At 45.8% G+C, this 17,817-nt stretch carries 20 protein-coding genes and 1 pseudogene; 5 read left to right on the top strand and 16 right to left on the bottom strand.

Translation table 11 applies throughout. The annotated features are described in order from the left end of the window. Positions 1–13: 13 nt before the first annotated feature. Both rplI and I2H87_RS12480 read right to left on the bottom strand, forming a co-directional pair. Positions 14–460, bottom strand: a complete 447-nt coding sequence (gene rplI / locus I2H87_RS12485; RefSeq protein ID WP_009266950.1) for a 50S ribosomal protein L9 — start codon at positions 458–460, stop codon at positions 14–16. A 61-nt stretch (positions 461–521) separates the two neighbouring features. Continuing rightward, positions 522–2,567, bottom strand: a complete 2,046-nt coding sequence (locus tag I2H87_RS12480; RefSeq protein ID WP_054703893.1) for a DHH family phosphoesterase — start codon at positions 2,565–2,567, stop codon at positions 522–524. Positions 2,568–2,746: 179 nt separating this feature from the next. Between I2H87_RS12480 and I2H87_RS12475 the strand changes: the two genes are divergently transcribed. Beyond that, complete coding sequence (locus I2H87_RS12475) at positions 2,747–3,556, top strand: Cof-type HAD-IIB family hydrolase (RefSeq protein WP_009266952.1); 810 nt, start codon at positions 2,747–2,749, stop codon at positions 3,554–3,556. A 133-nt stretch (positions 3,557–3,689) separates the two neighbouring features. On the opposite strand, the gene udp is transcribed toward I2H87_RS12475, so the two are convergent. Together udp and cdd are read right to left on the bottom strand one after the other, a co-directional pair. After that, a complete protein-coding gene (gene udp, locus I2H87_RS12470) occupies positions 3,690–4,475 on the bottom strand; it encodes a uridine phosphorylase (RefSeq protein ID WP_195610180.1) in 786 nt (261 codons plus the stop codon). Between the two features lie 46 nt (positions 4,476–4,521). Beyond that, complete coding sequence (cdd, locus tag I2H87_RS12465; protein ID WP_009266954.1) at positions 4,522–4,950, bottom strand: cytidine deaminase; 429 nt, start codon at positions 4,948–4,950, stop codon at positions 4,522–4,524. Positions 4,951–5,086: 136 nt separating this feature from the next. Here cdd and I2H87_RS12460 point away from each other — a divergent pair, with 136 nt between their 5' ends. After that, positions 5,087–5,374 carry a nucleotidyltransferase family protein gene (locus I2H87_RS12460; RefSeq protein WP_243273933.1) on the top strand — a complete coding sequence of 96 codons (288 nt, stop codon included), beginning with the start codon at positions 5,087–5,089 and terminating at the stop codon, positions 5,372–5,374. Continuing rightward, the gene (locus I2H87_RS13860) at positions 5,358–5,549 is read left to right on the top strand and encodes a hypothetical protein (protein ID WP_243273932.1); all 192 of its coding nucleotides are present in this window, start codon (positions 5,358–5,360) and stop codon (positions 5,547–5,549) included. The genes I2H87_RS12460 and I2H87_RS13860 overlap by 17 nt, the downstream gene beginning before the upstream one ends. Positions 5,550–5,809: 260 nt before the next feature. Here I2H87_RS13860 and rpsR read toward each other — a convergent pair whose 3' ends face one another. The 11 genes and pseudogenes from rpsR to I2H87_RS14115 form a co-directional block, all read right to left on the bottom strand. Beyond that, entirely contained in the window at positions 5,810–6,076 is a 267-nt protein-coding gene (gene rpsR / locus I2H87_RS12450) for a 30S ribosomal protein S18 (protein ID WP_009266957.1), read from the bottom strand. Positions 6,077–6,119: 43 nt separating this feature from the next. Further along, entirely contained in the window at positions 6,120–6,581 is a 462-nt protein-coding gene (locus I2H87_RS12445) for a single-stranded DNA-binding protein (protein ID WP_009266958.1), read from the bottom strand. A gap of 15 nt (positions 6,582–6,596) precedes the next feature. Next, entirely contained in the window at positions 6,597–6,884 is a 288-nt protein-coding gene (gene rpsF, locus I2H87_RS12440; RefSeq protein ID WP_009266959.1) for a 30S ribosomal protein S6, read from the bottom strand. 130 nt (positions 6,885–7,014) lie between these two features. After that, complete coding sequence (locus I2H87_RS12435) at positions 7,015–7,203, bottom strand: DUF951 domain-containing protein (RefSeq protein ID WP_009266960.1); 189 nt, start codon at positions 7,201–7,203, stop codon at positions 7,015–7,017. Between the two features lie 47 nt (positions 7,204–7,250). After that, positions 7,251–8,072 (bottom strand): class B sortase, encoded by an 822-nt coding sequence (srtB, locus tag I2H87_RS12430; RefSeq protein ID WP_022151224.1) that lies wholly within the window; start codon positions 8,070–8,072, stop codon positions 7,251–7,253. A 1-nt stretch (position 8,073) separates the two neighbouring features. Then, positions 8,074–8,709 carry a lactate utilization protein gene (locus I2H87_RS12425; protein WP_195610178.1) on the bottom strand — a complete coding sequence of 212 codons (636 nt, stop codon included), beginning with the start codon at positions 8,707–8,709 and terminating at the stop codon, positions 8,074–8,076. Positions 8,710–8,774: 65 nt separating this feature from the next. Then, positions 8,775–10,298 (bottom strand): ATP-binding protein, encoded by a 1,524-nt coding sequence (locus I2H87_RS12420; RefSeq protein WP_009266963.1) that lies wholly within the window; start codon positions 10,296–10,298, stop codon positions 8,775–8,777. A gap of 68 nt (positions 10,299–10,366) precedes the next feature. After that, entirely contained in the window at positions 10,367–11,734 is a 1,368-nt protein-coding gene (locus I2H87_RS12415; RefSeq protein WP_195610176.1) for a vWA domain-containing protein, read from the bottom strand. 8 nt (positions 11,735–11,742) lie between these two features. After that, entirely contained in the window at positions 11,743–12,792 is a 1,050-nt protein-coding gene (locus I2H87_RS12410) for a leucine-rich repeat domain-containing protein (protein WP_195610174.1), read from the bottom strand. Between the two features lie 138 nt (positions 12,793–12,930). Further along, positions 12,931–14,043 (bottom strand): sensor histidine kinase, encoded by a 1,113-nt coding sequence (locus I2H87_RS12405; RefSeq protein WP_195610172.1) that lies wholly within the window; start codon positions 14,041–14,043, stop codon positions 12,931–12,933. Between the two features lie 488 nt (positions 14,044–14,531). Further along, positions 14,532–14,990: pseudogene (locus I2H87_RS14115) on the bottom strand (ABC transporter ATP-binding protein); the annotation flags it as partial. Positions 14,991–15,214: 224 nt separating this feature from the next. On the opposite strand from I2H87_RS14115, the gene I2H87_RS12395 reads away from it, so the two are divergent. Then, positions 15,215–16,129, top strand: coding sequence for an AEC family transporter (locus I2H87_RS12395; protein WP_009266968.1), 915 nt, complete (start codon positions 15,215–15,217; stop codon positions 16,127–16,129). Here the strand turns inward: I2H87_RS12395 and I2H87_RS12390 are convergent. Continuing rightward, positions 16,086–17,003 carry a LysR family transcriptional regulator gene (locus tag I2H87_RS12390; RefSeq protein WP_195610169.1) on the bottom strand — a complete coding sequence of 306 codons (918 nt, stop codon included), beginning with the start codon at positions 17,001–17,003 and terminating at the stop codon, positions 16,086–16,088. The genes I2H87_RS12395 and I2H87_RS12390 overlap by 44 nt on opposite strands. 79 nt (positions 17,004–17,082) lie before the next feature. Here I2H87_RS12390 and I2H87_RS12385 point away from each other — a divergent pair, with 79 nt between their 5' ends. Beyond that, positions 17,083–17,754 (top strand): GDSL-type esterase/lipase family protein, encoded by a 672-nt coding sequence (locus tag I2H87_RS12385; protein WP_195610167.1) that lies wholly within the window; start codon positions 17,083–17,085, stop codon positions 17,752–17,754. Positions 17,755–17,817: the final 63 nt, after the last annotated feature.

Genomic DNA, 17,817 nt, shown 5'->3' with positions numbered 1-17,817 from the left:
TCAGACAATCCCCTTACTCTTCGCTCACGATGACCTTTAGCTCTGCGGTCACTTCCGGATGCAGTTTCACCGGGACACTGTGCGTTCCAAGTGTTTTGATCGCATCTTTCAGCTGCACTTTTTTCTTATCGATCTCCAGATCCATCTGCTCTTTCACTGCTGCAGCGATCTCTTTTCCGGTCACGGAACCAAATGCTTTTCCGCCCTCTCCCATCTTGATCGCCAGTTCGATCTTGCCTGCCTGCAGTTTTGCCGCCAATTCTTTTGCCGCTTCCAAATGCTCTTTTGCAATCTTCGCCTGATTATCTTTCTGCAGTTTCAGATCGTTTAAATTCTTTCCGTTTGCTTCCACGCCGAGCTTCTTCGGCAAAATAAAATTCCGTGCATATCCGTCATTCACATTGACGATCTCGCCTTTTTTTCCAAGTGACTTTACGTCCTGCAATAAAATTACTTTCATGTTCTGTCTTCTCCTTTATGCCATTTACTATTTTACTGTTTCTAATATATAACGAAGATTTCTAAATATCGCCCTCCTCGATCATCTGATCGATCGTCGCTTTCAGCGCATTGATCGCCTCTTCCATATCGGTATGATCGAACTGCGCGCCTGCGGCATTGATATGACCTCCGCCGCCTAATTTCTCCGCGATCACCTGTACGTTGACTTCATCGATCGAACGGGTGCTCATATAAATCTTGCCCGAATAGATCGTCAGCACAAACGACGCCTTGATGCCGCTGATATCCAGCAATTCATTCGCCGTCTGCGCCGCAAGCACCGTCGGACTGTCAATATCGCTCGGACACTCTGCGATCGCATACTCTTTCCGGTATACTTCCGCCATTCGTACCGCTTCCGCTTTTGCCCGGTAAGACGCCATATCGTCCCGGAACATCTTGCGCACCCGCGTAATGTCCGCTCCGCATCTTCTCAAAAATGCAGCCGCTTCAAACGTACGCACACCGGTACGGTTCATAAAATTCTGTGTATCGATCATTATTCCCGCATAGAGACAGTCTGCCTCTACATTCGGGAAACGGATATCATCGACAATATACTGAAGCACTTCCGCAACCATCTCGCAGCTTGACGAGGAATACGGCTCAATATAAGAAAGCACCGCATTTTCAATACCGACACTGCTCTGCCGGTGATGATCCAGCACCGCGATCGTCTTCGTCTTTTTCAGAAGCTCCGGACACTCGGTCATCTGCGGTTTATTCGTATCGACTACAACAACCATCGTATTGTCATTGATATAATCCATCGCCTGCTCCGAGGTCAGGAAAATATCCTTTTCATACGCCGGGCTTTCCGCGATCTCATCATACAGAGGGCGGACCGAACTGGTCACTTCGTTCATAACGATATGTGCTTTCTTCTCCAGCTCCTTTGCCGCGCGGTAAATTCCCATACATGCGCCGAGACAGTCCGCATCTGCGATCTTATGCCCCATGATAATGACCTGATCTTTCGCAACGATAAACTCACGGAGCGCCTCTGCCTTAACACGCGCTTTGACACGCGTATTCTTGGATGTCTGCTCTTTCTTTCCGCCGAAATATGTAATGCCGTGGCAGTCTTTCACAACCGCCTGATCTCCCCCCCGCGCCAGTGCAAGGTCGATCGCGACGCGCGCGTAGTTGTAACTCTGCGCATAAGTCGCCGTATTGAGTCCCAATCCGATACTAAGCGATGCGGAACGCGCATTTCCGATATTCACCTGTTTGACTTCTTCCAGCAAAGAGAACTTATCCGCCTCAAATTTCCGGTAACTTTCTTTACGGATCACGATAAAATACTTGTCTTTTTCCAGTTTTTTAACGATGCCGTCCACGTCTCCGATATATTTATTGATCTTCCGGTCGATCAACGCTACAAGAAGCGACTGCCGCACCTCTTCGACACTTTCCATCACTTCATCATAATTATCGATATAGATCAGTCCGGCGATCAGACGCTGATCCTCGTTCTCCTTGATGTAGGCGTTCAATTCGGTCACATCATTGAGATATACCGCAATAAAATACTCTTTTTCTTTCGGGATCTGAAGCACTTCTTCCGTATCACTGAATCCCTCCACCGAAACTTTCCGCAGTTCCGCCTGATAATCACGGTCGTTGTAATGCACTTCCAGTTCCACATGATCGACATCCCCTTTCGGGTACACGCCGCGGTTCAACTCCGGGATCAGCTTGTTCAAATATTTTTCTCTTCGCCTGTCTGCAAATAATTCTGCAAACCGGTCGTTCTTCCAGACGATCCGTCCGTCCTCCATCAGAATCGCATACGGAATCGAAAGTTCCTTTAGAAGCGTATTCTGAACTGCTTTGTATTGCGTTGAAAACTGAACCATATCCGCAAGGATCAGTGATCTGTTGTACACATAGAGCACGCCGACGATCACCATATAGATAATGACCATGACAGACATCATTCCGCCTGCTTTCCGGTCAACCATATACATCCAGATGTTCATTGCAGCCAGAAGCACCGTCATGATCACCGGCCACTGCATGTACATCCGCAGCTGTCCTTTCAAACGCACATCCTTTTTCTTCATGGATTTTTACCCTCCAAAATAACACACTTCGCTACTTACCCACTATTGTCTTAGTATAGCACTTTTCTGTCTATTATTCCACTAAGTTTTTGACTTGTTTTCCATGCTCTCGTTCTATATAATAGGATGAGAATCAGATTTATATATCCAAAAGATAATATACGAGGGGGATTTTTCCTATGAAATATCAAATGCTCGTGCTGGATCTGGACGGCACTTTAACCAATTCCAAGAAAGAGATCACAGAACCGACCAGAAAGGCTCTTCTTGAGATCCAAAAAGAGGGAAAGATCGTCGTACTTGCCAGTGGACGACCGATCAACGGCGTTGCCCCGCTTGCCGATATTCTGGAAATGGAAAAATACGGCGGATACATGCTTTCTTTCAACGGTGCCCGCATCACCAGATGTTCCACCGGCGAGATCGTCTACAACCGCACCTTGCCGCCAAGTGTGATACGCCCGATTTATGAGACGGTAAAAACATACCCCGGCGTGGATATTATTTCTTATACCGATACCGAGATCTTATCCGGAATCTGTTCGAATGAATACACGGAAAAAGAAAAATTCATCAATAATATGAAAATCGTCCCGGTCGCGGATTTCCCAGACGCGCTGGATTTCCCTGTCAACAAACTTTTGCTTCCCGGACCGCCGGAGCTCCTCGAGGAAATCATGCCGAGACTAAAAGAAGAATATCACAGTCTTCTGAACATTTATCGTTCCGAACCATATTTTCTTGAGATCATGCCGCAGAATATCGACAAAGCGCATTCTCTGCAAAAATTATTAAGCAGTATCGGACTTACCGCTGATGAAATGATCTGCTGCGGCGACGGCTACAACGACCTTTCCATGATCGAATATGCCGGACTCGGCGTCGCAATGGAGAACGCCCAGCCGGTCATCAAAGAAGCCGCAAATTTCGTCACACGTTCCAACGACGAAGACGGGATCTTGTATGTTATCGACCGATTTATGCGGTAAATAAAATGAACAAAAGAATCCCCGTAAGGTCTCCTTTATCCATTGAATAAAAGATACCCTCGGGGATTTTTCATTCTACAATATATATCCGGATGCACATCGTTCATCCTCTGAACAAAATTCCGAATATCATCTATCTGCCTTTTGCTTTATCCTCGCGGATCAGTTTGCGGATTGCCAGGACTGCCACCTCAATTGCAGGTTCCATCTCGTGCACCACAGGATTATCCAAGCCTGCTTTTTCTCTCTCCTGATTTGCCAATGCCAGGAACACAGAACCTACCCGAACTCTTCGGAATGCCCCTGCAATAAACAATGCTGCCGACTCCATTTCCGATGCCAGACATCCCATCCGTTTCCACGCCTCCCATTTGTTGAGCAATTCATAGGAAACCGGCATTTTTTCCGGGTCATGCTGCCCGTAAAATGCGTCTTTACACTGTACAACCCCTGTGTGATACACCAGCTCTTTTTCTTTTGCCGCCGCAAGCAAGGCATTTGAAATTTTAAGATCTGCCACCGCCGGATATTCGATCGGTGCATACTCCTTGGACGTCCCCTCCATTCGGACCGCTCCGGTTGCGATCACCAAATCTCCTCCTTTTACACTCAGCTCTATTCCACCGCATGTCCCCACTCTTACAAAGGTGTCAGCACCGCAATTACACAGTTCTTCCAAAGCAATCGATGCCGAAGCGCCCCCGATCCCCGTCGATGTCACTGATACTTTTTCGCCGTCCAAAAATCCGGTATATGTGACAAATTCCCGATTATCCGCTATTAATTCTGCATTTTCAAAATGCTCCGCAATTTTTTTACATCGCTTCGGATCTCCCGGCAGGATCACATATTTCCCCACATCCCCCTTTGACATATTGATATGATACTGTAGCCCCTTTTTACCTGAATACTTCTGCATAACAACCTCCTGTTCTGTATCTTTCACTCAGATTTGATACAATCGCTTATATTAAGTTATCCGGTCCAAATCCATATGGAAGCAGTTCTTCCAACATCCGGACCTCATATTTCTCCTCATTATCTGCCATCACAACTTTCAGGTCTTTTCCAAATTCATATAACATCTGTCGACACACACCGCACGGACTTACAATCTCTTCTGTCTTTTTCTCTCCGTTTTTCGGACCTCCAACCAGCGCAAGCATTTTAAATTTCCGCTCCCCCTCCGAAACCGCTTTAAATAAAGCTACGCGCTCCGCACAGATTGTCGGTGTATAAGAGGCAGATTCAATATTGCAACCGGTATAAATCTTTCCGGATTCAGACAATATCGCCGCCCCCACACTAAAGTTCGAGTATGGAGAGTACGAATATTCTCTTGCTTTCATTGCCCGTCTGATTAAGTCTTGAATCACATCTTTTTCATTTTCCAAAAAATCACCCTCCTTCTATTATCTTTATTATAATAAGTAGTAGCGTCGGTGTACAAGGGGAAATACGCCTCAAACCGCAAATATTTCGTTGGGTATTCTGATAGAACTTTGATAGAATGATAAAAGAAAATAAAGATTGGACTGGTTGAATAAAATGAATGTAAATGAAGTAATAGAAAAAGCTGCGGCTCTCTGCCGCAAATATTCCGCAAAAGAAATCATTCTCTTCGGCTCCCGCGCAAAAGGAACGGAAACCGAGCGAAGCGACATCGACATCGCCGTATCCGGTGTGCAGGATTTTGAGCAGCTCGAGGAAGAGATCGATGCTTTACCGACACTTTACACCGTAGATCTTGTCAATATAGACACATGCGGCAACCAATTATTAAAGGAGGCCATTGAAAAATATGGACCAAAAATATAAAAAACGATACGAATCTTTTCAAAAATCTTTGAAAGTGATGAAAGATATCCTGATCCAATACTACGCGATCACCGGATTCGTAACCAGCTCTCCAAGAGAAGTCCTACGGGAATCTTTTCGCGCCGACTTAATTTCCGACGATCTCTGGCTGGAAATGCTTACGATACGAAACTAACTGACACATGACTATAATAGTGAGATCATCAAACGCTCTTGCCGTCAGATCGTAGAAAAATATATCGATCTTTTCTATTGCCTTGATAAAACGATCTCTGATTTGAATATCTAGCGAAATCACCGGAAGTGCCAAAAGGCACATTCCGGGATTGTAAGCAGTCGCCAAGGTCTCGGGCAAGCCCGGACTTTGGCTCGTCGCCTATACAAAAAAAGGCTGACTCAAAGGGTTTCCCCTAAGAATCAGCCTTATATTTTTGATTAGTCCTGAACGTACGGCATCAAAGCGATATGTCTTGCTCTCTTGATTGCTACTGTAAGAGCTCTCTGATGTTTCGCACAGTTTCCTGTGATTCTTCTCGGAAGAATTTTTCCTCTCTCAGAGATATATTTCTTTAACTTTGCAACGTCTTTGTAATCGATTTCGTTATTCTCTTTACCACAGAATACGCAAACTTTTTTTCTTCTGCGAGCCGGTCCTCTTCTTTTGAAGCCGCCCTCTGGTCTGCTGCCTTTTTCAAAAGCCATCTTGCTTTACCTCCTATTTTCATCACTTGGTGATAATCGGAAGTTAGTTAAACGGTAATTCCTCGTCGATCCCGTCCGGAATATTCATGAAGCCGTCACCTGCATCCATGCTCGGAGCGGAAGCCGGTGCCTGACTTGCCGGCGCATTGTTATACTGGAAAGAACCTCTGTTCGCTTCGCTCTCCGCTCTGCTCTCAGCAAATTCCTGCTCTTCCACGATCACTTCGGTTGTATAAACGCGCACACCGTCTTTGTTCGTATAGCTTCCGGTCTGGATACGTCCGGAAACTGACACGCGCATTCCCTGACGGAAATACTTCTCTGCAAACTCGGCAGAACGACCGAATACAACACACGGAATAAAATCTGCGGTCGGTTCGTTGTCCCGTTTGAATCTGCGGTCTACGGCTACCGTATATCTCGCAACTGCTGTTGCGCTGTCTCCCTGGGAATATCTAACCTCCGGGTCTCTTGTAAGTCGACCCACCAAAACTACTTTATTCATATATACCTCTTTCTCTTATGCTTCCTGTTTCACGCATAAATATCTGAGAACATTATCCATGATGCGGATACGCTGTTCCACTTCACCCGGAACAGTAGCCTCAGCCTCGAAGTGGATGAAATAGTAGTATCCTTCTTTCATCTTCTGAATTTCGTAAGCGAATCTTCTCTTACCCCATTCATCAACGTCAGTTACGTTGCCACCGAAACGTGTCACTAAATTTTTCACTTTTTCGATCACTTCAGCTCTGGCGTCGTCTTCGATTTTTGCGCTGACAACAACAGCTAATTCATACTTGTTCATGTCTTTCGCACCTCCTTTTGGTCTCTGGCCCCCGACTCCTTCGGGAGCAAGGAATGTAAACATCCGTCGTCTTATTTCAATTCAACGGGTATGCCACGAGTACATATCATAACATAAACAATTCACGGTTTCAAGCTTTTTTTCTAATTTCTCTTGTGTTTTTTTCCACCAGTTTCCGCGGCACCATAACCTGATGTCCGCATCCTGTACATTTCAGACGAAAGTCTGCCCCCACGCGGAGGATCTCCCACTCGTATGTCCCACACGGATGCGGCTTTTTCATCCGGATAATATCTCCGACCGCAAAACGATCCGCCATCCTCTCACCTCCATTCCATCTGAAGCTTCCCGTCTCTTCCAGACCGCTTATTCTTCCGATACCAGCACGCCCTGAACGATAAAACGCTCATCGTCACGCACATTGGTACACGTTGATAACGTCACGATACTGGAGCCCGCGCCGACACTCGCATCCGTCTGGTATGCCGAACTGTTTTTACATGCTTCCAGATATGCCAGATATGTTTCATCCGATTCAAACTCCAGCGTATAGTTTTCCGCCTGATCACTCACGACACCCGCCACAAAGACCTGATACGTTCTCGTCTTCCCATCCGGTGTATAAATATAGAAATAAGGATGTTCTTTGTAAAATGCTTCGTCGCCATATGCATTCAGCTGTGAAAACATCTCGCCGCCCACTTTCAGATTGTGCCCGTAGATGATCGTATTTCTGTCTGAAAATGAAGATGCATTCCGGTAATCCATGAAAATCGCACCCAGTTTATTATCCGACGCAGAAAATGTCTTCGTCAGATAGAGATCATTATCCATCCCTTTTACAACCGGATAGCTGATCACTGCCGGTTCGTCAAATCGGATCCAGGCGACTGTATCGGAATTTTCTTCCTGCAGCGCCTCAAAATCCACCTGAAATTTTTCTTCGCCCTCCGCGGTTTTCTCTGTCGTGATCACCAGCTTTTTCACTTCATCGTACTCCTGTCCGCCGAAATAATACGGGACGAGAAGCATAGCGAGCTGATAGAGTGAAAACACAAATACACAGACCGCCACGATCAATATGGTGATCGAGATCACATCCGTTTTCTGTTGATTTCTGCGCTTTCTTTTTCGCTTCACAGTATTTTTTTGCTTCGCAGTATTTCTTCGTTTCTTTTTATCTTCCATATTAAAATCCTAAATTCTCGTCTACGAGAATGATCTTTGTCCGTTTCGGCACTTTTGAAAATCTCGTGATCAAAATCTGACAGCAGATACACTGTGGTGATTTACAATTAAAACAGCTTCCGTTTTTCACACACGGAGTGTCCACTCCGAAGCGTTGTGCATTGATCGGCGCCGCTTCATTTCTTGCGCGGCTCATCGCATCCGCCTCTGTCTTCACGACTTTGTTCATCCCTACGATCAACAGTACGTTCTTCGGTCCATAAGCAAACGCCGCCACACGGTTTGCATTTCCATCCACATTTACAAGGACTCCGTCCTCCGAAAGCGCGTTGGTGCTGCCGATAAAGAAATCGCAGTTCAATGCCTGATGCGCGATCTTTTCTTTTTCTTCTCTTGTCTCTACCTGCTCTCTGTCATACACGTCGTACTTTCCTTTATGAAGCGCATCGGTCAGTCCGATCTCCTGCGCCGACATCGTTCCGCCCCAGCTGATGCTGCTCCCCTCCGGAATCAGTTCCAACGCTTTCGCCAACGCCGCTTCCTTTGTCTTCACATAATACGCTTCCATATTCCGGGACTCCAACGCTTTGACTACACGATTTCCGAGTACCTCGTTTCTCATCTCTCTGACCTTCATATCAGACAACGCTCCTTTCTTTTCCGCTTTCCAACAGCGAGTTTACTTCCTATTATACCTTTCTTTTATTTTTCCGTAAAGTGGATTCCCCGATCCATAGCATTCTCTGCCGCATCCATTTCTGCCAGTATCACCTTCTGCCGTTCCTCAAATAAAAGCCCTTTATTATATCGATAATAAGAATCCGATCCGTTTTCCTTGATAAACCACATACTATATGAATTTGCATTTAATTCCGTGATAAAAAATACCATCTCCTGACTCTCTCCAAACGCATCTTCAAGAAAATCAAACACATTTTGCAGGATTTCTTTCACTTCTTCTGTTTTCGTCTCCAACGCTCCGGCTTCTTCTCCAAACCGTTCTTTCGTATATTCATACGCATCCATGTCAATTAAAAAGTTGCCTTTCGTGTGTTTTACCACATTTTCCATAAATGCTGTGACGCGCTTCCACATACGGAATTCTGCACGGTTCAGCATTTCCGCTCTCTCAAGTGCTTCCCAATCCGAAACTATTTTTTGCAGGATTTCCTCCGCTGTTACATGATCTCGTTCCTCCCGGTATGTCAGCATATACTCATACAGCTTCGACACAAACACATCCGTCTCATAACATTCCCTGAATAATTCGCTCAATTTTCCATTCAGAAGACTTACGATACTCAAATGTTCATCCAGAGCTGCGCTACGGATTTTCTGCAGCGTAGTCGGGCTCCATTTTCCGTTCAGGATGTCTTCTACTCCGTAGTCCGTCCGATATTTATAGTACAGTTCCAGATACCCGGCAAAATCTTTTGCGATCATCGGATGCTGGATATACTGAAAGACCACTTCCCTGTCCATCTTCGTTCCGATCGCTTCGTACGCCTGGATCAACTGGGATAAATCTTCCCATCCTCGTGCCGTCGCAAACCGTTTTCCGTCCACTGTCGTCTCCACCCGGTAGAAATTCTGCTTCCTCAATTCCAGATAAGAGATCACAGCCGGGTGGATTCCCTGCTGATAGGCATATTCTTTCCACACCTCAAAATCCGCTTCCACGTCGATCTTCTTCAGACGATCCAATGTTACCACATCAAATTCCCGGACAGATTTATTATATTCCGGCGGATTCCCCGCCGCCACGATGATCCATCCCTCCGGCACTTTCTGGTTGCCAAAGGTCTTTCCCTGAAGAAACTGCAGCATTGTCGGCGCCAACGTCTCCGACACGCAGTTGATCTCATCGATAAACAAAATCCCCTCTTTGATCCCGGTCTGCTCGATCTTCTCATAGACCGAGGCAATGATCTCGCTCATCGTATATTCAGTCACGGAATATGTCTGTCCACCGTAAACTTTTTCCTTAATAAAAGGAAGCCCCACCGCGCTTTGTCTCGTGTGGTGCGTGATCGTATATGCCACAAGCCCGATCTTACATTCTCTGGCGATCTGCTCCATGATCTGTGTCTTTCCGACTCCCGGGGGTCCCATCAGAAGCACCGGACGCTGACGCACTGCCGGGATCTTGTACTCGCCGAATTCGTCTTTCGCCAGATAAGCTTCGATGGAATTTTTGATTTCCTGTTTCGCACGCTTTATATTCATTGCTCCCGCATTCTCCTTTTCTTCTTTTTCTCTCTCAGACTTTCTTTTGTTTATTTCATTTCCTCCGATTATTCCAATGTTTCATCCAGCATGATTTTCATTGCCCACGGCGGTACCTGCCGCTCTTCTGCTTCCTCCTCAGCAAATACAAACGCGGTCTGATACCCCGGCATCTTTTCCGGATAAATGCCATAACCGTCCGTAAAATAAAGCAGCCCGCGCAGATGTTCAAATTCCCCGTCCCGGATCAGTTGATCCACATAGGAAAATGCCGGACGGAAATCCGTTCCCCCCTCCCCGTAAAGAGTCAGATTTTCCATATACGTCTCCAAATCCTCTGCGCAGGTGATCTTTACATCCGACTGCACTTCTTCGTCACACTGGATGATATGCACATTGACTTTTTTAAAAAAACTTTCGCTTCTTCCGAGCACATCATAAGTCACTTCCAGAAACTTTTTCACCAACTCCCCGGAACAGGACATCGACGTATCGATCACAACCGCAAATTCCTCAATCTTTTTGACTTCCTTTGTCTCCTGCGGTTCGATCAGTGGCATATTGCCGTAAAGCGACAATCCATAGCTGTAAAATGTATAATCAAATGTATCCGCATCGACTCCCAGTTCCTCTCTGTAAACCGAAAACTTTCTTAAGAACTCCCTGTAATCATATCGTTCCCGATTCTCCACTCGGACCTGCCCTAACAGATCCCCGCTTTTCTCAGACGCTTCCTTGGAAAACGTCTCCAGATCGGTTTCCATTTCTTCGTTGATCTCCTGCCACTTCCGGTTCAGCTCCGGGTTCGGCGGCTTCTCATCCGGACTTTTATTTTCCCAATACCGATGATCGTCCACATAAAATTCCTGCCGTAATTTCTGCCACTTTTCCTCTGTCAGATCCCATTTTCGAAGCAGGCGAAAAATACGCTCGGCATTTAAGACTTTCCCATCCGCTTCCCGCTCCAACCGTCCATAAGTGTCTCTGCGAAGCAGATTTTTCGAATACCGCACCGACCGATGGTAATTTCCGTCGATCAAACGCTCGATCGCAATATCACAACTTAAATCCCACAGAAAAAACACCGCTTCCCGCTCTGTTTCCCCGAACGAAATCTGTTTGACCATATGGCGGAACAGACAATGGTACACCATATGCAGATACCCACGGTTCACAAGAATCCGGTTTTCCCGGTACAGACCGCCCAGCTCCCTCGGATGAAAATAGATCGCCCCGCCGTCTGTACCAAATGGATGCACTTCCGAATCCATCTGATATACAAAACTGCTCAAAGCGACATCCAAAAAACGCATGCCAAGATATAGTTCATCCCGGGATGCCGCCAGAATCTGCCCGCCGATCCGCCGAAGCTTTTCTATATTCTCCTGTCCGTTTTCGTATTCCATCCCATGTTCCAACTTCTCACTCAAAATCATATTCTTCTCTATAATTCAAATTTCCTTTTTTTTGCTCCCGTTTTTTTGGGAAACAATCGTTGCCGTTCATTCATCAAAAATCCGGCGGCTTCTGCTTTCCCGAGATCTGCCGCCGAAACTGCCGCCGCTTCCAGAACATCTTCTTTCCAAAGTCCGTAGACACTGATCTGTCCAAGCCGGTCGATCCGATCTGTTTTTATCAGATGTTCCACGATCTGCCCTAACTGCCCGGAAAGATAAGTTTCATAATTCTTTCGAGCCCGCTTGCTCAGTCCGTGCGGATATTCCATCCGCCAAAACACCAGATCTTCCAACACGTCCCGAGGCTCCTGTGCTTCCGCAAGCACGAACAGTTCGTCATATTTCCGGTAATCCAATTCCCTGCTGTAAAAACACTGCCGATAATTATTCCCCGTACCGTGGTGCTGTGTAAATAAAATCCGTGCCGGCGTATTTTCCACCGCCTCCTCGTAATGCTCCGGAAAAACCAGTTTTACAACTTCCGTTTCCCGATCTGCACTCCGCTGATTTACGGTTTGCGGATCCGTACTCTGCAAATTTACATCCTGCTGATCCACAGTTTTCACATATTTTCTGTAAAAAGTCACGTCAATCCGCTGCCACAATTCTCCCAGTATTTCTTTCACACAAGATTTTTCGCCGTCCATCAGAAATACATTCAATTCCCGAAGTTTTCCGCAGCCGGTAAACGCGCCGCTGCCGATCCGGTAAAGCCGGTCAGAAAACGTAAGTTTCTTAAGCTTCCTGCATCCGTAAAAAATATAGTTCCCGATCTCCTGCACCGTTTCCGGAAACACCACCTCGGCGATCTTCTCTCCTGCCAGAAGCTGTTCCCTGTCTTCTTCCAAAAATCCGTCTTCCGTCCGGTATTCCAGCACATCTTGATCTTCCGATGATTTCTTGTCCGAAAATGTATATGCCGCCACGGCACGCACTGTGATCTCCCCGATCTTCTCCGGAACAACAACCGTTTCTCCCGTACCGAAACACCGTACAATTTCCGCATATCCATCCCGTATCCGATATTGTATCCTCATTCAAATCCCCTTGCTGTTTTTAAAAATCCATCCTCATTTTAGCCTTTACTAACCGCGCTGTCAATATCGGCTCTGCTCTGGGTAAAAAGAGGGATCTCCCATATTACATTAGAAGAAATTGGCAAAAACAGCGCCGCGTCACTGACTCTTCGGAAGAAAAATACTGAACACACTTCCCTGTCCTTTCATGGAAGTATCTCCCCCTTGGGTCTCGGCGGCTCCCTCCGTAATTTCCGCTCTCCAGACTTCCGTTCTCCAGACTTCTGCTTTCACATATCCGTTTTCCTGATTCAGGATCTTTCTCGTCAGATAAAGTCCCAGACCGACACCCTCTTTCACAAGTGCCGCATTATTTCCGCGATAAAACCGTTGATAAACCTTGCCGTATTCCGCCCGCGTAAGCGGTACTCCGTAATTTTTCACATCAATCCGGACAACCATCGGATATTCTTCCATCGACACGATAATTTTCCGACCTTTTTCCCCGTATTTCACCGCATTGTCCAACAGATTGAACAGCGCTTCCTCAGTCCATCGTCTGTCATATACGCCGCAAATATCCTGTGCTCCCTCCAGACAGATCTCCTGTCCGTTTTGCTCGGCTTTCCATGCAATCTGATCGATCGCCGCCAGCACCATCTCCAAAATCGGCTGTTCGGTCGGACGCATCTGCATCACATCTTCCTCCAGCCGGATCGCCTTTGTAAATCCGTCTCCGAACCCCCCCAGTTTCTCAACCTGGCTGTCAATGATCCGGCAGATCTTCTCCCGTTCTCCCGGGGCAAATGTGTCTCTTTCCAGAAACCCGCAGTACATCTGGATGTTTGTGAGCGGCGTATTGATCTGATGTACAAGATCCGCGATCAGACCGCTCATTTCCCGGCGCATTTTCTCTTCCCTTTCCTTTGCCCCGTTGATGATCTCATACAGCTTCCAGATCTGGTTTTGAAATTTCCCCAAAGAAGATTCTTCTTCCATTCCAAAGAACTGCTTTTTTTGCCCGTCGATCAAGTGCTGGATACATGCGTTGATGCCGTTCATCGTCCGGTTGATCGTTCTTCGGATCGCCCAATATCCGCAGCCGAATATGCACAGATTCCAGATCCCGTAGCCGGTACAGGCACTTATCCACACAAGAGGCGGTTTTTCGATCAGTTTTCCACATAGTAACACAAAAATCAGCAGGGATATCAACCATATCCCTGCCGTGATACATACAATCTTCCTGATTTTCCCCTGATTATCGTACATGTTCATCACTCCACTTATATCCGATCCCGAATACATTTTTTATCCACAAAATTCCCATCCACAGGTTCTTCCACACGTTCTCCGCCGCGAAGTACGATCAGATTCAGCGTCATTTTCTGTCCCGGCTTCATCTCCATTCCAAGATGTTCCGCCATCGTGTCGGACAACAGGATCTCTTCCGGAACTTTCGGATATTCCCCGGAGATCAGGTCCACATACTGATGTCCGTAAAAAGAATCACTGACGCCAAGCAGGCGAACCGTCAGTCCTGCGAATTCTTTATTGTGCGGAGTCCCCTCGGTACAGAGTCTCGCCAGATCCGCCCACTCTACTTCCGGCTGTTCCAGCACTTTCTCATATACTTCCACTCCGCCCATGATCGCAGCGCCGTTGCATCCCGGTCCCGGATTCATCTGTTTTTCTTTGATCGTTGCCAGAACAGTTCCGATCTCCATCCCACACAAAACGGTGATCAGGATCGCTGTCAGCGCGATCGCTACTCTCTGCTGCTGTCCTCCCGATAACTGTCCCGGAAATGCTTTTCTTTTATTTTCAATCCCAAGCATTTTCATAATTCTGGAAATATATGCTTTGTCAACCTGACTGCCGTCCAGCTTCACCGGCATCACGATATTTTTGTAGACATTCAGCACGGACACCAGATTATAATTCTGAAAAATGAATCCGATCTTTCTTCTTCGGAACACCGTCAGTTCATCCTGCGTCATCTTGGAAATGTCCTGCCCGTCGATGATCACCCGCCCCTCATCCGGCGTGTCCAGTCCGCCGACAAGATTTAAGATCGTACTTTTTCCGGATCCGCTCGTTCCGACAATCGCGACAAATTCGCCGCTCGCCACCGAAAAACTGCTGTGATCCACTGCTTTCACAAGACTTTCGCCTTTTCCGTAATATTTTACCAGATTTTCTGCTTTTAAAATTTCCATGATCGTTCCTCCTTGTTCGCTGTCTTACCTGATCTGTTCTGTCTGATGTCAGTATACAAGGAAGTTCTTACAATCCTCTTACAACTTACAACAATTTTATTTTTTGTGATTTTATTCATAGTTTATTTTCTATAAAGATATATGTTTTCATGTATTTTACACTATATATTTTTCCGGTTATCCTAAATATAAGATCATAAATATGATATTTTACGGAGGTTTCCATGAAATTTGCAATCCTGCTGTTTAATCAAAATCTTATTATGTTATTTTATCTCCTAATCGGATATTTTCTCATGCGAAGAAAACTGGTTGGTTTGCAAGGAAGTTCAGACATTGCCCGGCTTTTGCTTTATATCGTCATGCCGACGGCAATTCTCAATTCCTATCAGACTACTTTTACTATGGAGAAATTAAAAGCGCTCGGAATCTCTTTTTCTGCTGCCGCACTGGCGCTTTTCCTTTCTATCCTTTTAAGCCGTTTGTTTTTTTCAGCCGATCAGGCAACAGAACGGTTCGGCGCTGCCTTTTCCAATGCCGGATTTATCGGGATCCCGCTTGTGCAGATGACTTTTGGAAATGAAGCCGTCTTTTATGTTTCTTCTTTTGTTGCTCTGCTCAATATTTTGCAGTGGACATACGGAGTAATGCTTCTGACAGGCGACCGAAAATATCTCTCTTTCCAAAAGATCCGTACAAACCCGATCGTTCTGAGTTTCCTCGGTGGACTGCTCCTTTTTATCCTGCCGTTCTCCCTCCCGGAAATCATCAGCGGTCCAATCCGTACGCTTGCTTCCATGAACGGACCGTTGGCAATGATCGTCCTCGGGACTTACCTTGCGCAGATTCCATTGAGATCACTCTGGAGAGACCGCACCGCATATAAATGTACTTTTGTAAGACTGATTGTGATCCCACTGTTCACCATGCTGCTTTTCCTGCTGCTTCCTGCAGATTTGCATACATTAAAACTGACGATTCTGATCGCCGCCTCCGCTCCGGTCGGATCCAACGTCGCTATTTTCGCACAGCTCTATGACCAAGATTATGTAGGTGCCGTCCGTGAAGTTTGTCTGAGCACTCTGCTCTGCATTGTCACACTTCCTCTATTGATCGGAATCGCCGATTGTATTTTATAAAATAGTCTGTGATAATATTTTTACAAAGAATAAACGCTTCGGTTTGATATAAATCCGGATCCCATTCCATGATCAGGTAACGCTCCATCGGAAGATCATGAACTGCTTTCAATACCGCAGTATCTTCCGCAAACCGATACCAGGTATATTCCGGAACAAATGCACAGCCCAGATTTAATTTTAAAAACTGACGCATCATCGCCGGCGAATCTACATAAGTCGTAATTTCCGGCTCCCAGACAATTTCGCCGGTAAATATCCGTATGATCTGCGCAAGATCACTTTGAACACCCAGACTAATGAACGGCTCCCCCTTTAAGTCCTCCGCAAGAAGCGTTTCTTTCTCCGTAAGTGGATGGGACTTTGGAAGCAATAGACGGATCGGTTCTTTCATCAGAATCTGCTTTGTTTCGTCTCCTCTTTTCGCTTTGATCTTTTGCGAAAATTTTGCTGTCGAATACAACCGCAGCATCGGGAGCCCCTCCTCTGCATCCTTCGGATCTTTCACGATACGCAGATGGATATGAGGATCTGCTTTCTGAATTTGTTTTACGATTTCCGGAAGCAAAAGCGAAGCTGAGGATACGCACAATATCACTTGTTTTTCTTTTTTCTCCGTGTGCTCTGCAAGTTCCAGTTTCGCATTGTTCAAAGCTGAAAAAATCTGGTCTGTATATTTTAAGAAAATGACGCCGTTTTCATTCAGCACAAGCCTTTTTCCGATGCGGTCAAATAAGGAAATCCCAAGTTCATTTTCCAGACGTTTCAACATCTGACTCAACGACGGCTGTGCAATATGCAGTTTTTCTGCTGTCCGGGATAAATGACCACTGTGTGCAATTTCCCGGAAATACCATAATTGTAACAATTCCATATAAAAACCTCACATTCTGAATGTAAATTCTGTATGTTAAAAAATCAATTTATAAAACAATGAAAAGGAGACTTACGCAATGGACATCGAAAAAATCTTCAAAGCCAACATGAAACGGGAGCAATCAGAAAAAATCGCCAAGTACAATGTACTGAACACATTTGCACAAAAAGGAAAGATTCTGTTCACCGGTTCTTCCCTAATGGAACAATTTCCGATCAACGAACTGCTCATGACTGCGGGTATGAAACAGATCGTTTATAACCGTGGTGTCGGTGGATTTACAACTGATGATATGCTGAAATACATGGACACTCAGATTTTCGATGTTGAACCATCTAAGATTTTCATCAATATCGGAACAAATGACATCAGCAACCCTAGCGTTTCTTTTGAAACTGCCCTGACGCACATGCTTTGTAATTACACGGAAATCTTAACCCAGATCCAGACGAGACTGCCGAAAACCGATGTTTATCTAATGGCATACTATCCGGTCAATGAAACGGATAAAGTTCCGGACGGCGAATGGGGAAAAACGCTTTTCGTCAACAGAAACAACCATAATATTCCGATTGCCAACACCGAGATCCAAAAACTTGCAAAAACTTTCGGCTTCCATTACATCAACGTCAATGCCGGCTTAACGGACGAACGAGATATGCTGAAAAAAGAATATACCGTAGAGGGTGTTCATATGTATGCCAATGCTTATCAGATCATCTTGAAAAATATGAAACCATACCTGTAAAACACATATTCTTCCGGATACGTACATCATATATCAGCATGACCGCCATGTGAAATCCATCAT

Origin of the sequence: Mediterraneibacter glycyrrhizinilyticus, assembly GCF_015560805.1 — a bacterium.
GTDB lineage: Bacteria > Bacillota > Clostridia > Lachnospirales > Lachnospiraceae > Schaedlerella > Schaedlerella glycyrrhizinilytica_A.
Note: the sequence above shows the minus strand (reverse complement) of the source record. Positions and strands in the feature narration are given on the sequence as shown.

What these genes read in the sequence shown, in the direction of transcription:
- rplI (WP_009266950.1), bottom strand. Translation starts at nt 460, where the DNA reads ATGAAAGTAATTTTATTGCAGGACGTAAAGTCACTTGGAAAAAAAGGC.
- I2H87_RS12480 (WP_054703893.1), bottom strand. Translation starts at nt 2,567, where the DNA reads ATGAAGAAAAAGGATGTGCGTTTGAAAGGACAGCTGCGGATGTACATG.
- I2H87_RS12475 (WP_009266952.1), top strand. Translation starts at nt 2,747, where the DNA reads ATGAAATATCAAATGCTCGTGCTGGATCTGGACGGCACTTTAACCAAT.
- udp (WP_195610180.1), bottom strand. Translation starts at nt 4,475, where the DNA reads ATGCAGAAGTATTCAGGTAAAAAGGGGCTACAGTATCATATCAATATG.
- I2H87_RS13860 (WP_243273932.1), top strand. Translation starts at nt 5,358, where the DNA reads ATGGACCAAAAATATAAAAAACGATACGAATCTTTTCAAAAATCTTTG.
- rpsR (WP_009266957.1), bottom strand. Translation starts at nt 6,076, where the DNA reads ATGGCTTTTGAAAAAGGCAGCAGACCAGAGGGCGGCTTCAAAAGAAGA.
- I2H87_RS12445 (WP_009266958.1), bottom strand. Translation starts at nt 6,581, where the DNA reads ATGAATAAAGTAGTTTTGGTGGGTCGACTTACAAGAGACCCGGAGGTT.
- rpsF (WP_009266959.1), bottom strand. Translation starts at nt 6,884, where the DNA reads ATGAACAAGTATGAATTAGCTGTTGTTGTCAGCGCAAAAATCGAAGAC.
- I2H87_RS12435 (WP_009266960.1), bottom strand. Translation starts at nt 7,203, where the DNA reads ATGGCGGATCGTTTTGCGGTCGGAGATATTATCCGGATGAAAAAGCCG.
- srtB (WP_022151224.1), bottom strand. Translation starts at nt 8,072, where the DNA reads ATGGAAGATAAAAAGAAACGAAGAAATACTGCGAAGCAAAAAAATACT.
- I2H87_RS12425 (WP_195610178.1), bottom strand. Translation starts at nt 8,709, where the DNA reads ATGAAGGTCAGAGAGATGAGAAACGAGGTACTCGGAAATCGTGTAGTC.
- I2H87_RS12420 (WP_009266963.1), bottom strand. Translation starts at nt 10,298, where the DNA reads ATGAATATAAAGCGTGCGAAACAGGAAATCAAAAATTCCATCGAAGCT.
- I2H87_RS12415 (WP_195610176.1), bottom strand. Translation starts at nt 11,734, where the DNA reads ATGATTTTGAGTGAGAAGTTGGAACATGGGATGGAATACGAAAACGGA.
- I2H87_RS12410 (WP_195610174.1), bottom strand. Translation starts at nt 12,792, where the DNA reads ATGAGGATACAATATCGGATACGGGATGGATATGCGGAAATTGTACGG.
- I2H87_RS12405 (WP_195610172.1), bottom strand. Translation starts at nt 14,043, where the DNA reads ATGTACGATAATCAGGGGAAAATCAGGAAGATTGTATGTATCACGGCA.
- I2H87_RS12395 (WP_009266968.1), top strand. Translation starts at nt 15,215, where the DNA reads ATGAAATTTGCAATCCTGCTGTTTAATCAAAATCTTATTATGTTATTT.
- I2H87_RS12390 (WP_195610169.1), bottom strand. Translation starts at nt 17,003, where the DNA reads ATGGAATTGTTACAATTATGGTATTTCCGGGAAATTGCACACAGTGGT.
- I2H87_RS12385 (WP_195610167.1), top strand. Translation starts at nt 17,083, where the DNA reads ATGGACATCGAAAAAATCTTCAAAGCCAACATGAAACGGGAGCAATCA.